Origin of the sequence: Pseudomonas sp. HTZ2, assembly GCF_033173945.1 — a bacterium.
Lineage (GTDB): Bacteria > Pseudomonadota > Gammaproteobacteria > Pseudomonadales > Pseudomonadaceae > Aquipseudomonas > Aquipseudomonas guariconensis.
This window is the reverse complement of the sequence record NZ_CP137332.1, coordinates 5041801-5060366: the sequence shown is the minus strand read 5'-3', so window position 1 is coordinate 5060366 and position 18566 is coordinate 5041801. Positions and strand designations below refer to the sequence as shown.

The 18566-nt window shown below is 67.2% G+C and carries 4 protein-coding genes; 1 reads left to right on the top strand and 3 read right to left on the bottom strand.

The window, feature by feature from the left end; genetic code table 11:
• The first annotated feature begins 107 nt into the window (after positions 1-107).
• A complete protein-coding gene (locus R6G97_RS23540; protein ID WP_070571324.1) occupies positions 108-2498 on the top strand; it encodes a TonB-dependent siderophore receptor in 2391 nt (796 codons plus the stop codon).
• Positions 2499-2709: 211 nt separating this feature from the next.
• Here R6G97_RS23540 and R6G97_RS23535 read toward each other — a convergent pair whose 3' ends face one another.
• The 3 genes from R6G97_RS23535 to R6G97_RS23525 all read right to left on the bottom strand — a co-directional run bounded on the left by R6G97_RS23535 (position 2710) and on the right by R6G97_RS23525 (position 18558).
• Positions 2710-3669 carry an alpha/beta hydrolase gene (locus tag R6G97_RS23535; RefSeq protein WP_090346424.1) on the bottom strand — a complete coding sequence of 320 codons (960 nt, stop codon included), beginning with the start codon at positions 3667-3669 and terminating at the stop codon, positions 2710-2712.
• An 85-nt stretch (positions 3670-3754) separates the two neighbouring features.
• A complete protein-coding gene (locus R6G97_RS23530) occupies positions 3755-15493 on the bottom strand; it encodes a non-ribosomal peptide synthetase (RefSeq protein ID WP_317847587.1) in 11739 nt (3912 codons plus the stop codon).
• Entirely contained in the window at positions 15490-18558 is a 3069-nt protein-coding gene (locus R6G97_RS23525; RefSeq protein ID WP_317847586.1) for a non-ribosomal peptide synthetase, read from the bottom strand. The genes R6G97_RS23530 and R6G97_RS23525 overlap by 4 nt, the downstream gene beginning before the upstream one ends.
• Positions 18559-18566 lie beyond the last annotated feature (8 nt).

The following is an 18566-nucleotide window of genomic DNA, read 5'->3' as shown; positions in this document are numbered from 1 at the left end:
TACCTGCAAGAATTTTTTCCGGTTTCCAGAAGGCTATGCGTCTTCTCCTTGAATACGAACAACTCTCATTCACCCAAAAAATTACAAGTTCCTTCAAAGGAAGCACGATGTCTGTCAAACACGCACTGTCACCGTTGGCCCTGGCCCTCATGCTGCCCTGCGCAGCGCTGGTCCAGGCCCAGGAAATTCAGTTGAACATCCCGTCGCAACCGCTGGGCTCGGCACTGCAAGCCCTCGGCCAGCAGACCAACCTGCAGATCCTGTTCAGCCCTGACACCGTCGGCGGCAAGCGCTCCACCGCGGTGAACGGTCGCCTTGAGCCGCAGCAAGCGCTGCGCCAGATGCTGCAAGGCACCGGCGTGCGCTACAGCATCGACGGCTCCCAGGTCACCTTGCAGGGGCCCTCGGCGGGCGACGCTCTGGAGTTGGGGAACATCCAGATCGACGGCCAGGCCCTGAGCGCCACCTCCGAAGGCACGCACTCCTACGCGGCTCAGGCGGTCACCATCGGCAAAGGCACCGAGCGCCTGAAGGACATCCCGCAGTCGGTGACCGTGGTCACCCGCCAGCGCATGGATGACCAGAACATGAACAACCTGCAGGACGCGATGCGCCAGGTCACCGGCGCCACCATCAAGACCTACAACACCGGCTCAAGCCTGAACGACGTGTACATGCGCGGCTTTTTGGTGGACCAGGTGCAGGTCGATGGCGTCTCGCAGATCACCGGCCAAGGCGACATGGCCACCAGCTTCGACCTGGCCATGTATGACCGCGTCGAAGTGCTGCGCGGCCCGAGCGGCCTGTACGCAGGGTCCGGCGAGCCGGCCGGTACCATCAACGTGGTGCGCAAGCGCGCCCTGGACACCTTCGCCCTGAACGGCGAGGTGGCCGCAGGTTCCTGGGACCGCTATCGCACCATGGTCGACGTCACCGGCCCGCTGAATGCCGAAGGCACGATCCGCGGCCGTGCGGTCACCGCCTACGAGAACAACAAATCGTTCGTCGACTATGTCGAGAACGAGCGCCCGATGTTCTATGGTCGCCTGGAAATGGACCTGGACCCGAGCACCACCCTGTCGTTCGGTGGTGCCTACCAGAAGAACGACTCCACTCCGGCGTTCGGCCTGCCGGCCTATGCCAACGGCAAGCTGCTGGATGTGGGCCGTCACACCTACATCGATGCCAAGTGGAACACGCTCAAGGAAGAGACCTGGGAAGCCTTCACCGAACTCGACCACGCCCTGGACAATGGCGGCCAGTGGAAGACCTCGCTGACCTACCGCGATGCCCGCACCCCCACCCGCGAGTTCACCTGGACCACCGACGGCGTGGACCCGGCGACCAATACCGCCATCGCGTCGATGTACTCCTACTACACCCGCATCAAGACCATGGGTCTGGACAGCTTCGTCACCTCGCCATTCACCTTCGCCGGTCGTACCCACGAGTTCACCCTCGGTGGCGAATACCAGCACCTGGACAAAGCCTTCACCTACGGCACAGCGGACCTTGACGGCGACGGCTGGGCGGACGGCTTTCCGATCGGCATCGGCGGCGCCAACGACCTGCCGCACCTGGACATGCCGCACACCAACTTCAACTACTCCAAGAGTGAGCAGTACGGGATCTATGGCCGCACCAAGCTCAGTGTCACCGACGAGCTGGACGTGATCCTGGGCAGCCGCGTGACCTGGTTCGAAGCTGACGCGAAGAACGCCAACACCTTCTTCAACAACTTCGGCAACCCGTCCACCGAGACCAACGCCAAGGCCATTCCCTATGGCGCCATCGTCTACAAGCTGACCCCCGAGCTTTCGGCCTACGCCAGCTACACCAGCGTGTTCAAGCCCCAGAGCGAAACCGACGCCACCGGCAAGCAGATGGTCGGCCCGCACAAGGGCAAGCAGTATGAAGTGGGCCTGAAGCAGGAACTGCTCGATGGTCGCCTGAACGCATCCCTGGCGATGTTCCAGATCTTCGACGAGAACCGTGCCCAGTGGAACGGCGTCAATGGCTACGAAGCCAGCGGCAAGGTGCGCAGCCAAGGCTGGGAAACCGAGCTGACCGGCAACCTGACCGACAACTGGAGCATCGCCACCGGCTATGCCTTCACCATGACCAAGCTGCTGGAGGACGACACCACCAACGGCGTGAGCAAAGGCAGCCAGTTCAGCACCATCACGCCCAAGCACAACTTCAATCTGTGGACCAAATACGAGTTCCTCGACGGCGCGCTCAAAGGCTTCCATGTGGCCGGGGGTACCCGTGTGGTCAGCGAAACCTCCTACAGACGCGGTGATGTCGACTTCGTTCAGGGTGGCTACGCGGTGACCACCGCGCAGGTGGGCTACAAATTCAGCGAGCACCTGAGCTCGACCCTGACCGCCAACAACCTGTTCGATCGCAAGTACTACGACCGGGTTGATAGTGCCTGGGGGTCGAACTTCTATGGCGAACCGCGGAATCTGACCTTGACCTTGCGCGCCCGCTACTGATCGGCGCCAGGCAGGACCAGGAGGCCGGAGCCACGTGTGTGGGCTCCGGCTTTTTCGTTGGGGCTGTGTCGGTTCTGAGGTTTGTGGGCTTAGCCATTGAGCTGGGTGACGCTGATTCACCCTTGCGCCCTTACGGCGGCTTACTTTTTTCTTGGAAAAAGCAAGCAAAACCGCTGCGCCCCTAATGGGCCACGCAGCGGCCCCCAAGCGCTCAGAGCCGCCGCTGGATTTCCTGCGCCAGCGTCGTCAGCATTTCGGGCACTTCGCCTACCACCTCGCCCATGCGTGCAAAGTCGTGTGTCATGCCTGCCTTGACCTCGCAGTCGATCTCGAGCCCAGCCCCGCGCACCCGTTCGGCATAAGCCAGGCCTTCATCGAGCAATGGATCGAACTCGGCCAGCCACAGGATCGTCGGCGCCAGTTGCGCTGGCAGCTGGGCATGGATCGGCGAGAAGCGCCAGTCCAGCCGGTCTGCAGTATCACGTTCGTACTGCCGGTAGAACCAGCGCAGCGACTGCTTCTCCAGCAGGTAGCCCTCGGCGAAGCGTTCCAGCGAGGGTCGCTCCACCGCCGCGTCCAGCACCGGGTACAGCAGCACCTGGACCTTCGGCCGCAACGCCAGTTGCTCCGGGGCCGAAGCGGCGCGGATCGCCAGCGCGGCCACTAGGCTGCCGCCGACGCTGTCGCCTGCCAACGCCACCCGCCCGGCATCCAGGCCATGACGGGCGCCTTCATTGAGCAGCCACAGCGCCACGTCCTCGGCATCGTTGAATGCGGTGGGGAACTTGTGCTCCGGCGCCAACCGGTAGTCCGCCGACAGCACCACGAAGTCCCCCGCCAAGGCCAGGCGACGACATAGGGTGTCGTGGGAGTCCAGGCTCCCTACCACATAGCCACCCCCATGGAAATACACCAATACCGGACGCAGTCGCTCCGCACCCTGGGCACGCTGATAGGCCCTCGCCGCCAGGGGCTGGCCGTCGCGGCTGGGGATCGTCAGCTGGGTGATTTCCAGGTTGCCGGCTGGGGCGCTGTCCAGCAGCCGTGAAGCTTGGGCGAACTGCTCGCGTGCCTGTTGCGGCGACAGTTCATGCATGGGCTGGCTCTTGCCGGTCAGGCGACCGAACTCCACCAGTTCGAGAAATCCTTCAATATCAGGGTGCAGCGGCATCGATCGGTCTCCAAAAAAAAACCACGCTCGACTCACTAACGTAAGCCGGGCGTGGCTATTTACTGCAAACCGCCAGACTGGCCGGTCAGGCTTGAGGCAGCCGCACCGGCTCCAGGGTCGCCAACACCCCATCAAGGCAGCCGGGGCTATGCAGGATGTCGTAGTGGCTGGCGCGCACCACCTCGGTGTGGGCAATACGCGGTTGCTGCGCTTCGAGCGCCGCTCGCTCACCGGTCGGGTTGGCACTGGCCCACCAGCAACGCAGCTCGGCCTTGACCACCGGCAACATCGGCAGCTCGCGCGACAGTTGCTTGAGCCGCTGGCTGACCATGAAGGTATGCGCCAGCTCATCGGCCCCGAGCAAGGCATAACCCGCGCCCTGTTGTGGCTGACGCTGGATCACCTCGGCAATCAACCCACCCACCTCCTGGGCCTCGATCGCCCCGTGCCCGTCGAGCACTGGTTGCACCGCGTCCGGGTCCATCCCCAGGGTGGCGCAGAGGAAGGCCTGCAGGTCTTCGCGCAGCGCTTCGGCCTGCTCACGGGTGCCCAGCGGCACGTAGCTGTCCACCAGGCCCAGCCAGCGTACGCTCTGCCCTTGGCCCTCCAGGACCTGAGCCACCAACAGGGCCAGGCTGCCGCCGAGCGACCAGCCCAGCAAGTGATACGGCCCCTGGGGCTGGCGAGCGCGAATGGCAGCGGCGTAGTCACTGGCCATCTGCGCCAGCGACAAGTCTTGCCACTGGCGGTCCAGCAGCATCCGGCACTGCACGCCGTACACCGTGCGCTGCCCTTCCAGGCGCCGGGCCAGGGGCTCGTAGTCGAACACTGTGCCGAACCCTGCATGCAGGCAGAACAGCGGCGCTGCATCCGTCACCGGTTGGTTGAGCAGCAGCAACGGCTCCGGCGCCTGGCCCTGGGCGGCGGTCAGGCCGGCGATGGTCGGGTTGGCCATCATGTCGCGCAGCTTGAGTTCGAAGCCCAGCCCCGGCATCGCCCGTACCTGGGAGATCACCTTCAAGGTGCGCAGCGAATCGCCGCCCAGCTCGAAGAAGTTGTCGGTGATGCCCACCTGATCGACACCCAGCACCTGTTGCCAGACCTGCGCCAGCGCCGCCTGCAGGGGCGTGCGCGGTGCAACGAATTCGCGGGCACCGAAGTCAGGGTCCGGCAGCGCCTTGCGGTCGAGCTTGCCATTGGGCGTGAGGGGGAACTGCGCCAGCACCACCACCTGGGCCGGCACCATGTAGTCCGGCAGGCGCTCGCGCAGGGCCGCCAGCAGGCGCTGGCTCAACCCTTGTTCGGCAGCGGCGACCACATAACCGATCAGCTGGCGGCCTTGCGGTGTGTCGCGCACCACCACCAAGGCATCCTTGACCCCGGTCTGTTCGCGCAGCCTCGCCTCGATCTCGCCCAGCTCGATCCGGAAGCCCCGAACCTTGACCTGATGGTCGACGCGCCCCACGTAATCCACTACGCCATCGGCGCGCATGCGCACCAAATCGCCCGTGCGGTACAGCCGCGCTCCCGGCGCGCCGAACGGGTCGGCGATGAAGCGCTCGGCGGTCTGGCCGCGGTGGTGATGGTAGCCGCGGGCAACGCCCTCGCCACCGATGAACAGCTCACCGACCAGGCCCGGCGGCAAGGGATTGAGGTCGCCATCGAGCACGTACAGGGTCCGCGCCCCCACCGCCAGACCGATCGGCGCATACATTGCCTGGCAATGCCCGCTCGCTGGGGTCTTCCACAGCAGCGGCGTGACCACGGTCTCGGTCGGGCCATAGCCGTTGACCAGGTACTGTGGCGCCAGGCTGCGCTTGACCCGCTCGAAGCTGGCATCCGGTACTGCATCACCGCCAAAGCAGTAGATGCGCACGGCCGGCGCCTCGCCTTGGCGTTCGGCCTGCTCGGCCAGCTCCAGCAAGTACGCCGGCGGGAAGCAGGCGATGGTGATGCGCTGCGCCTTGAGCACCTGCAAGGTCTGCTCGGCGGTCCACAGGTTGTTGTCACGGATCACCAGGGTGCCGCCGCTGATCAACGTGGCGATCCAGCGTTCATGGGCACCATCGAAGGCGAACGACATGAAGTGCAGCTCGCGGCTGTCGTGGTCCATCTCGTAGAGCTGGGCGATAGCCTGCACATGCATGCTGATCGCCCCATGGGCCACGGCGACGCTCTTGGGCTTGCCGGTAGAACCCGAGGTGTAGATCAGGTAGGCCAGGCCCAGGTCCTGAACCGCCGGCAAGCCCGAGGCATCGACCGTTTCATCGAGTACCAGCGTATCGACCGCAAGGCAGGTCACCGATGGCGCCAGGGTCACCCGATCCTGCAGGCGATGCTGGGTCAGCAACACCGCCATGCCCGCGTCGGCCATCATGTAGCGCAGGCGCTCGGCTGGGTACTCCGGGTCCAGCGGCACATAGGCACCGCCGCTCTTGAGCACCGCCAGCAGCGACACCACCAGCTCCAGCGAGCGCTCCATGAACACGCCCACCACGGTTTCCGGCCCAACACCCAGCGCTTGCAGACGCACGGCCAAGGCCGTGGCGCGGCGCTCGAGGGTAGCGTAGTCGAGCACTTGCTCGCCCAGCACCAACGCCGGGTGTTGTGGCAGCTCCCGGGCGCGACGGGCAATCAGCTCATGCACCGGGGTGTTGACCACAGTTGGCGCGGCCGCCTGCAACTGGCGTGGCGCGCCCTCGACCAGGCCCAGACAGCCGACCGGCTGGAGGGCATCGTCGCACAGCCTGCAAAGCAGGCTTTCCATGTGCGCGCGTATCTGCTCGACCGTCGCAAGATCAAAGTGCGAACGCTGGTGCATGTACTCGATGCGCAGACCGCCCTCCTCCACGCTGACCATCAGGTCCATGGCAAAGCTGGTCAGGCCGAAGTCCGATACCTCCTCAAAGCGCAGTGAGTCGCCGTCCCACTCGCGCAGCGTGCGATCGACCGGCTGGTTCTCGAACACGATGATGCTGTCGAACAGCGCCTGGCCGCCCTGCCCGGCCCAGCGCTGGATGTCGCCCAGTGGCGTGTGCTGGTGATCGCGGATGCGCAGGTTGTAGGCCTGCAGCTCACGCAGCCAGTCGCCCACGGCCTGGGTGGTCGGTACGCTGCTGACCACCGGCAAGGTGTTGATGAACAGCCCAAGCATCTGCTCGGCGCCTTCCAGGGTTTCCGGACGCCCCGACACGGTGGCGCCGAAGGTCACCGTGCGCTGGCCGCTGTAACGCTGCAACAGCAGCAGCCAGGCCGCCTGGACCAAGGTGTTGAGGGTCACCCTTTGCCCCTGGACGAACTGCTGCAGGCGCGTGGTCTGCGTTGCATCCAGCTGGGTGTAGAGCGCGTGATAGCCCGCCTGCGGCTGCTTGACCGGTACGGCACGGGCAAGGTGCGTCGGCCCTTCCAGCGCTGCCAGCGCAGTCTTCCAGAACGCTTCGCTGGTCAGCGGATCCTGGCGCTGCAGCCAGCCGATGTAATGACGGTACTCGGCCACCGGAGACAGCGCCTGGCCACTGTAGTGGCGCAGCACGTCACCGATCAGCCGCGAGACGCTCCAGCCATCCATGAGGATGTGGTGGTAGGTCCAGATCAGCCGGTACCGCTGCTCATCGATGCGCACCAACAGCACCCGCAGCAACGGCGCGCTCCCCAGGGCAAAGCCCTGCTCGCGCTCGGCATCGGCCAGCACGCGCACGGTCTGCCGGGCGTCGGCGCGGTTGCGCCAGTCGAGCACGGTCAGCAGCGGCGGCACTTCGCGCAGCACCACCTGCAGCGGCTCCTGCTCACCCTCCCAGAGGAACGCGGTGCGCAGGATCGCGTGGCGGCGGGCTACCGCCTCCCACGCCGCAAGCATGCGCTGCGGATCCACGCCCACCACGCCCACTTCGATCTGGTTGACGTACAGGCCATCGTCGCTGTCCTGCAGCGCGTGGAACAGCATGCCCTGCTGCATGGGCGACAGCGGGTAGGCGTCCTCCACTTGCGCGGCAGTGAGCCCAAGGCGCGCCAGTTGGGCCTGCGAAAGCCCCACCGACACCCGCGCCACCGGCGTCTCGAGCGCCGGTGCCAGGGCGGTGGCGACCTGGGCCAAAGCCTCCAGGGTCGGGTGGCTGAACACATCCTTGGGCGTGATCGACAGCCCCGCCTTGCGCGCCAGGGCCACGGCCTGGATCGACACGATCGAGTCGCCACCGAGTTCGAAGAAGTCATCTTCGACGCTGATGTCGTCGCGCTCGAACAGCGCCTGCCAGACCGCCAGCAAGCTCGCTTCCTCAAGCGTGGCCGGTGCGCGCCCCTGACGCGTGCGGGCCTCAGGTGCCGGCAGACGTCGCCGGTCGAGTTTGCCGTTGGCCGTCACCGGCATGCGTTCGAGTTCGATCAATTGAGCCGGTTGCATGTGCTCGGGCAGTCGCTCGGCCAGGGCAGCCTTGAGCACCGCGGGGTCGAGCGCGCCGGCACTGGGTACCAGATACGCCACCAGTTGCGTGCTCTTGCCCACCTCCAGCGCCAGTACCACGGCTTCGGCGACGCCGGGCTGTTCGACCAGGGCGGCCTCGATTTCGCCCAGTTCGATGCGCAGGCCGCGGATCTTCACCTGATGGTCGATTCGGCCGATGTATTCGATCACCCCGTCGGCGCGGTAGCGGGCCAGGTCGCCGGTGCGGTACAGCCGCTGGCCGGCGTCGAATGGCGAGGCGACGAAACGCTCGGCGGTCAGCCCAGGGCGCTGGTGGTAACCGCGCGCCAGGCCCACGCCGCCCAAATACAGCTCACCGACCCGGCCCACGGCCTGGAGCTGCAGGCTGTCGTCGAGGATATAGGTACGCAGGTTGGCGATGGGACGGCCGATCGGCACGCTGTGCCCACCGTCGTCGCGGCAGGTCCAGTGAGTCACGTCGATGGCCGCCTCGGTGGGGCCGTACAGGTTGTACAGCCCGGCCTTGGGCAGCACGCGCAGCACCTGGCGTTGCAATTCGGCGGGCAACGCCTCGCCACTGCAGATGACCTGGCGCAGGCTGTGACAGGAGGCCGCGCCCTCGTCGCGCACGAACGCCTGCAACATCGACGGCACGAAATGCAGCGTATCGACCTGGTGACGGTTGATCAGCGCCACCAGTTGCGCCGGGTCCCGATGCGCCCCGGGCTCGGCGATGGCCAGGCGGGCGCCGACCATCAGCGGCCAGAAGAACTCCCACACCGACACATCGAAGCTGAACGGCGTCTTCTGCAACACCGTGTCCCCCGCGCCCAGCGGGTAGGCCGCCTGCATCCAGGCCAGGCGGTTGTACAAAGCGTCGTGACGGTTGCCCGCGCCCTTGGGTCGGCCGGTGGAACCCGAGGTGTAGATCATGTACGCCAGCGAAGCGCCGTCCAGGGCCAGGTCCAGGTTGTGGTCCGGGCCTTGGGTGAGGTCCAGCTGATCCAGGCACAGCACCTGGACGCCATCGACCAGCGGCAAGCGCGCTACCAGGGTGCTGTGGCTGAGCAGCAAGCCCACGCCGCTGTCCTCGAGCATGTACTGCAGGCGCTCGGCCGGGTAGTCCGGATCCATCGGTACGTAGGCGCCACCGGCCTTGAGGACAGCCAACAGGCCAATCACCAGTTCCAGGGAGCGCTCGGCGGCGATGCCGACCAGCACCTCCGGGCCCACCCCGTGCGCGCGCAAGCGGTGCGCCAGGCGGTTGGCCTGGCGGTTGAGCTCGGCGTAGTCCAGTTGCTGATCGCCAAACACCAGTGCCGGCGCCTGCCCCGCACGCTCGGCCTGCGACTCGAACAGCCGATGCACCGGTTGCATTGGCGCGAAGGCCACCTGGGTGTCGTTCCAGGCCAGCAGTTGCAAATCGCGCTCCGAATCCCCCAGCAGCGTCAATTGGCCCAGCGCCTGCTCAGGCGCTGCGGCCATGGCCTGCAACAGGTTGCACAGGTGCTCGTGCAGGCTGGCGATGAAGGTGTCGCCAAAGGCGCTGCGGGCATAGTTGTAGCGCAGCGACAGGCGCGCGCCGAAGTCGGCCGAAACCGTCAGCGGGAAATGGGTCTGTTCGCGACCTTGCACATCGAGGATGCGCAAGCCCGTGTCCGGTCCCTGCTGCAGCGCCTCGGCCAGCGGGTAGTTCTCGAATACCAGCAAGGTGTCGAACAGATTGCCCAGCCCTGCCAGGCGCTGCACCTCGGCCAGCGGACTGTGCTCGTACTCGCGCAGGTCCAGGTTCAGCGCCTGGATCGCCTGTACCCACTGCGCCACCGATTGCCCGGGTTCAGGGCGGGCGATCACCGGCAGGGTGTTGATGAACAGGCCCAACTGCTGCTCGATGCCCGGCAGGTCTACCGGACGGCCAGCCACGGTGGCGCCGAAAGCCACGCAGGCTTGCCCGCTGTAGCGCTGCAACAGCAGCAGCCAGGCGGCCTGCACCAAGCTGTTGAGGGTGACCTTGTGCTGCCGGGCAAACGCGCCCAGGCGCTCGCTGGTCGCCGGGTCGAGCACCTGGAAATATTCTCCGAAGCCCGTTGCGCCAGGCTCGGCCTGAGCACCATTGGCCAGCAAGGTCGGCTCTTCGAGCGGCGCCAGCTGGGCGCTCCAGAAGTCCTGGGCGGACTGGGCATCCTGGACGACGAGCCAGGCCATGTAGTCGCGGTAGCGGCTGGCACTGCTGGCCGGGGTCTGGCCGGCATAACGCTGCATCACTTCGCCGAGCAACTGCGAGGTGCTCCAGCCATCGAGCAGGATGTGGTGGTGCGTGACGATCAGGTGCTGCCGGCCTTCGGCGGTGTCCAGCACGCTGACCCGCAGCAGCGGTGCCTGGGCCAGATCGAAACCGCGCTGACGGTCAGCTTCGGCGAATGCCTCCAGGGCACTGCGCGGCTGGCCGCGATAGTCCAGCCGTTCCAGCGGCAGACGCACCTGGCGCCCGATCGCCTGCAACGGCTGGCGCAGTTCATCGCCCCACAAAAAGCGCGCACGCAGGGTGTCATGGGCGTCCAGCGCCCCCTGCCAGGCCGCCCGCAAGGCTTCGACGTCCAGGCCTTCGACGTCCAGGCGCAGTTGGTGAACGTAGGCGCCTGGCTCATCGTCGTAGAGGCTGTGGAACAGCATGCCCTGCTGCATCGGCGACAGCGGGTAAAGGTCTTCGACGTCGCGCGCCACAAGGTTCAGGGCATCGAGCTGCGCCTGGTGCAGTTGCGCCAGCGGTACATCGGCCGGTGTCAGCCCGCCATCGCTGGCCAGGCAGTGCTCGACCAGCGCACGCAAGGCCTGGCCATAGGCGTCGGCCAGGGCCTGCACCTGGGTCTGGGCGAAGCGGCGCGGGTCGAACGACCAGCTCAGGCACAGCTCGCCGCCATACACCTGCCCATTGATGCTCAGGCCTTCGAGCACTGTGTTGCCCGGCGCCTGCTCGTCACCGCCGCGCTCGCGTGCCGGTTGCCAAGCCGCCTGTGCATCGAAGCTGGCATCGAACTGGCCCATGTAGTTGAAGGTGATGGCCGGTGCCGGCAGCGCCCCCAGCCCCACGTCGGCCAAATAGCGCAGGATGGCGAAACCGATACCTTTGTTCGGCACCGCACGCAGTTGCTCCTTGACGGCCTTGATGCTGGCGCCGGCATCCAGCGCCGGGGTCAGCTTGACCGGGAAGATCGAGGTGAACCACCCCACCGTGCGGCTCAGGTCGATGTCCTCGAACAGGTCTTCGCGGCCATGGCCTTCGAGCTGCACCAGGGTCGAGGCCTGGCCGGTCCAGGCACAGATCACCTGGGCCAGGGCGGTCAGCAACAGGTCGTTGACCTGGGTGCGGTAGGCTGCCGGGGCCTGCTGCAGCAATTGGCGGGTGAGGTTCGGGTCCAGGCAGGTCTGCACGGCGCAGATCTCCTGCGCCACCGGGTGGGACACAGCCTGGCTCGGCAGGCCTGGCGTCACGTCCTGGTACTGGGCGTGCCAGTACGCGGCCTCGGCCAGCAATGACGGGCTCTGCGCATGCTGTACCAGGCGCCCGGCCCACTGCTGGTAGGCGCTGGTCTTGCCCGGCAGGCGCGGCTGCTCGCCGGCGGCCAATTGCTGGAGGGCCTGCTGCAGATCCTCCAGCAGCACCCGCCAGGACACCCCGTCCACCACCAGGTGATGGACCACCAACAGCAAGCGCTGCCCGCCCTCTGCCATGTCCACCAGCAGGGCGCGCAGCAGCGGTCCCTCGGCCAGATCCAGGCTAGCCTGAGCCTGGTTGCACAGCGCCAGCAAGGCCTGCTCGTCACAGGCGTGGGCGTGCTGCAGCACTGGCTGCTCGGCGCCCTCCTCGGCATGCCATTGACGCCACTGGCCGGCCTGCTGCACAAAGCGCAGGCGCAGGGCGTCGTGCTGGCGCATCACGCAGGCCAGCGCCCTACGCAGCTGCTGCGCATCGACCGGCTGGCGCAGGTCCAGCAACACCGACTGGTTCCAGTGGGCGCGATGGGCCACGGGCTGCTCGAAGAACCACTGCTGGATCGGCGTCAGCGGCGCCTCCCCAACCACCGGCGCATCGCTGTGGACGGCCGCCTCGCTGCGCACCGCGACCCGCGCCAGACTTTGCACGGTCTGGTATTGGAACAGATCCTTGGGGCTGAAGCGGATGCCGCTCTGACGGGCACGGCTGACCAGCTGGATGGCGATGATCGAGTCGCCACCGAGCTCGAAGAAGTTGTCATCGATGCTGACCGGCGCACGCTTGAGCACCTCTTCCCAGAGCGTGACCAGGTCAGCCTGCAGCGCATCCTGCGGCGCTTGCCAGGCCCCTCGCGACGGCGCCAGGCCCGGCGCGGGCAGCGCCTTGCGGTCGAGCTTGCCGTTGCTGGTCAGCGGCCAGGCGTCGAGCACCATCAAGTGTGCGGGCACCATATAGTCAGGCAGCTCGCCGCGCAGGTAGTCACGCAGGCCCTGGCCGAAGGTGCTGCTGCCGGCCTCGACGCCAGCCTTGGCCACCAGGTAGCCGACCAGTTGCTTGCTGGCGCCAGCCTCGTGCACCAGCACCAGGGCCTGGGCGACCTGCGGATGCTGTTGCAGGCAGCGCTGGATCTCGCCCAGCTCGATGCGAAAACCGCGGATCTTCACCTGATGGTCGATCCGGCCGATATACTCGAGGCTGCCGTCGGCGCTGTAGCGGGCCAGATCGCCCGTGCGGTACAGGCGCGCCCCAGGGCGCTCGGCGAAGGGGTCGGCCACAAAGCGCGTGGCAGTCAGATCCGCGCGTTGATGGTAGCCCCGTGCCAGGCCCGCCCCGCCCACGTACAGCTCGCCCACGCAGCCTTTGGCCACCGGGTTCAAACGGCTGTCGAGCACGTACCACGACAAATCGCCGATCGGCTCGCCCAGCGGGCTGCTGTTGCTCGATTCAAGGTCGGCCCAGCCCAGTGGCCGGTAACTCACGTGCACCGTGGTCTCGGTGATGCCGTACATGTTCACCAGTTGCGGCTGGCGATCGCCGAAGGCTTCGAACCAAGGCCGCAGGTCGGCCACCGCCAGGGCCTCGCCGCCGAAGATCACCGTGCGCAGGGCCAGCGGCCCCTGGTCGCGGGCCGCGCACGCCACCTCGATCAGCGGGCGGAAGGCCGACGGCGTCTGGTTGAGCACCGTCACGCCCTCCTCGCGCAACAGGCGGTGGAAGTCCTGGGGCGAACGGCTGGTGGCATAGGGCACCACCACCAACGTGCCGCCATGCAGCAATGCGCCGAAGATCTCCCACACCGAAAAATCGAACGCATAGGAATGGAACAGCGTCCACACATCGTGCTCGTCGAAGCCGAACCACTGCTGGGTGGCCTGGAACAGGCGCAACACATTGGCATGGGGCAACAAGGTGCCCTTGGGCTTGCCGGTCGAGCCTGAGGTGTAGATGACGTAGGCCAGGTTGTCGGGGTCGGTCAGGTTGGGCAGGTCGTGCTCGGGCGCCTCGCTCAGCCAGGCACCGGCCTGGTCGAGCAACAGCGTCTGAAGGCCCTCGACCTGCGGCAGGCGCACGGCAAGCGGCGCCTGGCTGATCAGCAGGCGCGTGCCGCTGTCTTCGAGCAGATAGGCCAGGCGCTCCTCGGGGTATTCAGGGTCCAGCGGCACATAGGCGCCACCGGCCTTGAGGATCGCCAGCAGCCCCACCAGCATCTCCAGCGAGCGTGGCAAGGCGATGCCCACGCGCACGTCCGGGCCCACACCCTGGGCACGCAGGTGCCAGGCCAGGCGGTTGGCCCGGCGGTTGAGCTCGCCATAGCTCAGGCGCTCGCCCTCGCAGACCACCGCGGTGGCCGCTGGGCGCAAGGCCGCCTGGCGCTCGATGCGCTGGTGCAGGCACTCGCGCAGCTCATGCCGGGCCGGCCTGGGGTTCCACTCGGCCAGGGTGGCAGCGCGCTCAGCGGCATCGAGCATCGGCAACTCGCCCAGGGCCGTGGCCGGATTGCGCACGATCGCTTGCAGCAAGTTCAACCAGTGGCGCGCCATGCGCTCGAGGGTGGCGGCCTCGAACAGGTCGGTGGCATAGGTGAACGCCGCGCTCAGGCCCTCGGGCCCTTCGACGGTATCGAGCATCAGGTCGAACTTGGTGCTGCGTTCATCGACCGCCAGCACTTCGACCTCCAGCCCCTGCAACGACCAGCGGGCACTGCCCTCGGCGGCCTGCTGATGATTGAGCATCACCTGGAACAGCGGGCTCTGGTTCAAGCTGCGTTCTGGCTGCAGCGCGTCCACCAGTTGTTCGAACGGCACGTCCTGATGGCTCTGAGCTTGCACGGCCGCAGCCCTGAGGGCCTGCAGCAGGTCCAGGAAGGGTTGCTCGGGCTGCGGCTGGCTGCGCAGCACCTGGGTGTTGATGAAAAAGCCCAGCAGCGTCTGCACGTCCTGGCGTGTGCGGTTGGCCACCGGCACGCCGACACGGATGTCGTGCTCGCCGCTGTAGCGGTGCAACAACGCATGCAGCGACGCCAGCAGCACCACGAACAGCGTACAGCCCTGCTCGCGGGCCAACTGGCGCAGGCCTTCCAAGGTTGCGGCGGGCACCTGGACGCTGACGCAATCGCCCTGCTGGCTGGGTACGCTCGGGCGCTTGCGGTCCAGCGGCAGGCTCAAAAGCGGGTGTTCATCGCCCAACTGCTCGCGCCAATACTGCAATTGCCGCTCGCCCTCGCCCGCCTCCAGCCACAGCCGCTGCCACAGGGCAAAGTCGGCGTACTGGATCGGCAGGGCCTCTACCTGCGGCGCCTGGCCGCTGGCGAACGCCGCGTAGTGGCGGGTGAATTCCTCGATCAGGATGGGCAACGAGGCGCCATCGGTGACGATATGGTGCAGCGTGAGCACCAACACATGATCCTGGGCGCCGAGCCGGACCAACCGGGCGCGCATCAGCGGGCCGTGGGCCAGGTCGAACGGTGCCCGGGCAGCGCTGGCGATGGCAGCCTGAAGGCCTGCCTCGTGCGCCTCGACCTGCTCCAGCGGGCAGGCCATCGCAGGGTGGATCACTTGCTGCACAGCCCCCGCCTCCAGGCGGAAGGTGGTGCGCAGTACTTCATGGCGCGCCAGCAGCGCGGCCAGGGTCTGCTCCAGGGCCGCACGGTCCAGCGGGCCGCGCAGGCGGAAGGCACCGGTCAGGTTGTAGGCGCTGGCCTGTGGCTCCAGTTGCCAGATGAACCACAGCCGCTGCTGGGCGTAGGACGCCGGCACCACCTGCAAACCCGCCGCACGCGGCGGGATCGGCAGGGCTTCCAGGGTCAGGCCCTGCTCGCGCATCTTGCCTTGCAGCGCCTGTCGGGCTTCGGCCGACATCCCTGCAAACCGTTGCGCCAGCGCCAGCATTCTGTCCGGTACCGCATTCATAGAGCTTCAACCTCGTCGAACAGCGCCTCCAGGGAGTCCACTGTGTTTTGCTGATTACCGGCTTGCTCGCGCAATGCATCGATCTCCTGCGCCAGGCGCTCGAGGGTCTCGCCCTCGAAGAACACCCGCAGCGGGATCGTCAGGCCCAAGGCTTCCTGGATCCGGGTACGGATCGCGGTGGCCAGCAGCGAGTGGCCGCCGAGCTCGAAGAAGCTGTCCTGCACACCGACCTTGTCCACCTGCAGGGCCTCGGCCCAGATACCGGCCAGGGTGCGCTCAAGGTCCGTGCGCGGGGCGATGTACTGGCTGCGTCGGCTGTCCAGGGCCAGCAAGGCATTGCGGTCGAGCTTGCCATTGGGGGTCTGCGGGAAGCGTTCCAGCACCCGGATGCGCGCCGGCAGCATGTGCTCGGGCAGCACCTGGGAGAGGTGGCTGTGCAGGTCCAGGCCCAGTTGCTCGTGACCTTCCTGAGTAGAAACGACGAAGGCCAGCAATTGTTTACCCGCCGCGGTGTCATGGGCGATCACCAGCGCATCGTCCACGCCGCGCCCGGCGCGGAGGGCGTTTTCGATTTCGCCCAACTCGATGCGAAAACCGCGCAGCTTGACCTGATGATCCAGGCGCCCAAGGCAGTCCAGGGTACCGTCGACCCGGTAGCGCGCTACATCGCCTGTGCGGTACAGGCGCTGCCCCGGTTCCTGGGCGAACGGGTCCGGCAAGAAGCGCTCGGCGGTCAGGGACGGCCGCGCCAGGTAGCCACGGCACAGGCCATCGCCGGCCACGTGCAGCTCGCCCTCGACACCCGGCGCGACCGGTTCGAACTGCGCGTCCAGCACATGCACCCGCAGGCCCTGGACCGGCTTGCCGATGGCGATGCCATGGCCGTCGGCCGGGTCCAGGTAGGTGGCGGTGGACCACACGGTGGCTTCGCTCGGTCCGTACTCGTTGACCAGCGAAACCCCTGCCAGACGCTCGCCGTGGCGCCGCGCAAGCTCTTGGGTGCAGGCCTCGCCGGCGACGATCACGCAGCGCAGGCTCGGTGCATCGAGGTATTCGAGGATCTGCCCGTGGAACGAGGGCAACGTCAGGTAATGGGTCACGCCCTCCCGGGCGATCAGCGCGGCCAGCTGTTGCGGATCCTTGTAGCTGTGCTCCTCCGGCAGAGTCAGTGTCGCGCCCTGGCTCAACGCCCAGAAGACACCGGCCACGGAGCTGTCGAAGGAGAACGACGACAGCATCAGGAAATTGCCCAGCGCTTCGCGGTAGAAATGCCCACGGGCCAAGGTCGAGGCCACGGCGTTGGCGTGGCTGACCATGACCCCCTTAGGCTTGCCGGTGGAGCCGGAGGTGTAGATCACGTAGGCCAGATTGTCGGCATCGCCCAGTGGCGCCGGGGCCTGCTCGCTGGCCGACCACACGGGCGCATCGGTGGCCAGGGAAGTGACCGTCAAACGCGGGTTCTGCTGCCAGGCCGCAGGCAGCGGCAGGCAGGCCAGCACCTGCTCGGCACCGGCATCGGCGAGCATGAAGGCCAGGCGCTCGGCCGGGTAGTTCGGGTCCAGCGGCAGGTAGGCGCCTCCGGCCTTGAGGATGCCCAGCAGTGCCACCACCAGCTCGCGGCTGCGCTGGCCATACACCGCCACCACCTGGTCCGGGCCTGTGCCCTGGGCGCGCAAGGTGTTGGCCACCTGGTTCGACAGGCGCTCCAGCTCGCCATAGGTCAGCCGCTCGCCGCCCACGCTCAAGGCGATGGCCTGGGGCTGACGCTCGGCCTGCTCGGCGAACAACGCTTGCAACTGCCGCGCCTGGCGCAGGGAGGCGGCCTGGGGGTTGAAGCCCTGCAGCACCAGCCGGCGCCCAGCCTCATCGAGCAAGCCGGCCTCGGCAAGGTCCTGCGCTGGCGCGACCAGAGCCTGACCGGCAAAGTGCAGGAACTGCCCCAGCAGCATCTGCAAGGCCTCGACGCTGAAGGCAGCGGCATCGGCATCCAGGCGCACCAGGCCTTCGCCTAGCACCAGGCGCAGGCGCTCGGCCGGCCCTTCGGCGTCCAGCGCCAAAACGCTTTGTTCAGCGGCGCTCGGGCGATGGACGAAGCCGTAGCGGCACAGCCCCAGGTCGAACTCGTTCAGGCAGTCCAGCCAGGAGCGCGACTGTTCGAGGCGGGTCGTCATCTCGTCGGTCAACCCATCGAGGCTGGCGCCCTGGCGTTGGTCGAAGGCCACCGGCAGGGCCCGGGCGAACACGCCACAGGCATCGGCCAGATCCTCGTTGCGGCCCTCCACGTGCAGGCCGATCAGCAAGCGGTCCTGCTGGCTGATACGGGCCAGGAAAGCGCCCCACAGCGCCAGCACCCGCGCCTCGCCGCCGTCGCTCGACAGCAGCGCCTCGAGCGTCCGATCGGCACGGCTGGCCTGGTGGCGAGCGTTGGCGTGGCCTGGGGTTTCGAAGGCCAGGCGGTGGTTGACCTGATGGCTGCGCACCAGCGCCTGCCAGAACGCCGCGCCCTGGCGGCCCAGCTCATCTTCGCGCAGTTCCTGCTGCCAGGCGGCGAAGTCGACGTACTGCAACGCCTCGTGGTTGTCGGCGAGCACGCGGCCCTCGCACAAGACGGCCAACTCGCCCGCCACCATCAGCAGGCTGGCGCGGTCGAGGCTGGCCGCGCTGCCCAGCAGCAACAGGCGTGGCTGGGCACCGGCCAGGGCGCTCACCGCCACGCTGCAGGCACCGGCTGCACCCACCTGGGCCCTGGCCCAGGCCAGCGCCTGGTCCAGGTCGCGGTCGGCCTCGGCATGTACGGCGCCAGGCACTTGCGCCTGCACGGCCTGCAGCGGCCAGGCCATGCCCGGCAGGCGGCGGTATAGGGTGCGCAGTATTTCGTGGCGCGCACCCAGGGTCGCCAGGTGCGCGGACAGCGCGCCGGCATCGGGCAGGCGTGCGACGCTGAGCACCACCCAAGCGTGCCCTGGGTGCTCGCCCTGGTTGGCCAAAGCCAGCGCCTGCTGGGCAGAGGCCTGGAACAGTTCACCGCCTACGTCGTCATGGCCTGGCTGGAGGGAGAGGGTCATGTGTGGAG

What these genes read in the sequence shown, in the direction of transcription:
- R6G97_RS23540 (WP_070571324.1), top strand. Translation starts at nt 108, where the DNA reads ATGTCTGTCAAACACGCACTGTCACCGTTGGCCCTGGCCCTCATGCTG.
- R6G97_RS23535 (WP_090346424.1), bottom strand. Translation starts at nt 3,669, where the DNA reads ATGCCGCTGCACCCTGATATTGAAGGATTTCTCGAACTGGTGGAGTTC.
- R6G97_RS23530 (WP_317847587.1), bottom strand. Translation starts at nt 15,493, where the DNA reads ATGAATGCGGTACCGGACAGAATGCTGGCGCTGGCGCAACGGTTTGCA.
- R6G97_RS23525 (WP_317847586.1), bottom strand. Translation starts at nt 18,558, where the DNA reads ATGACCCTCTCCCTCCAGCCAGGCCATGACGACGTAGGCGGTGAACTG.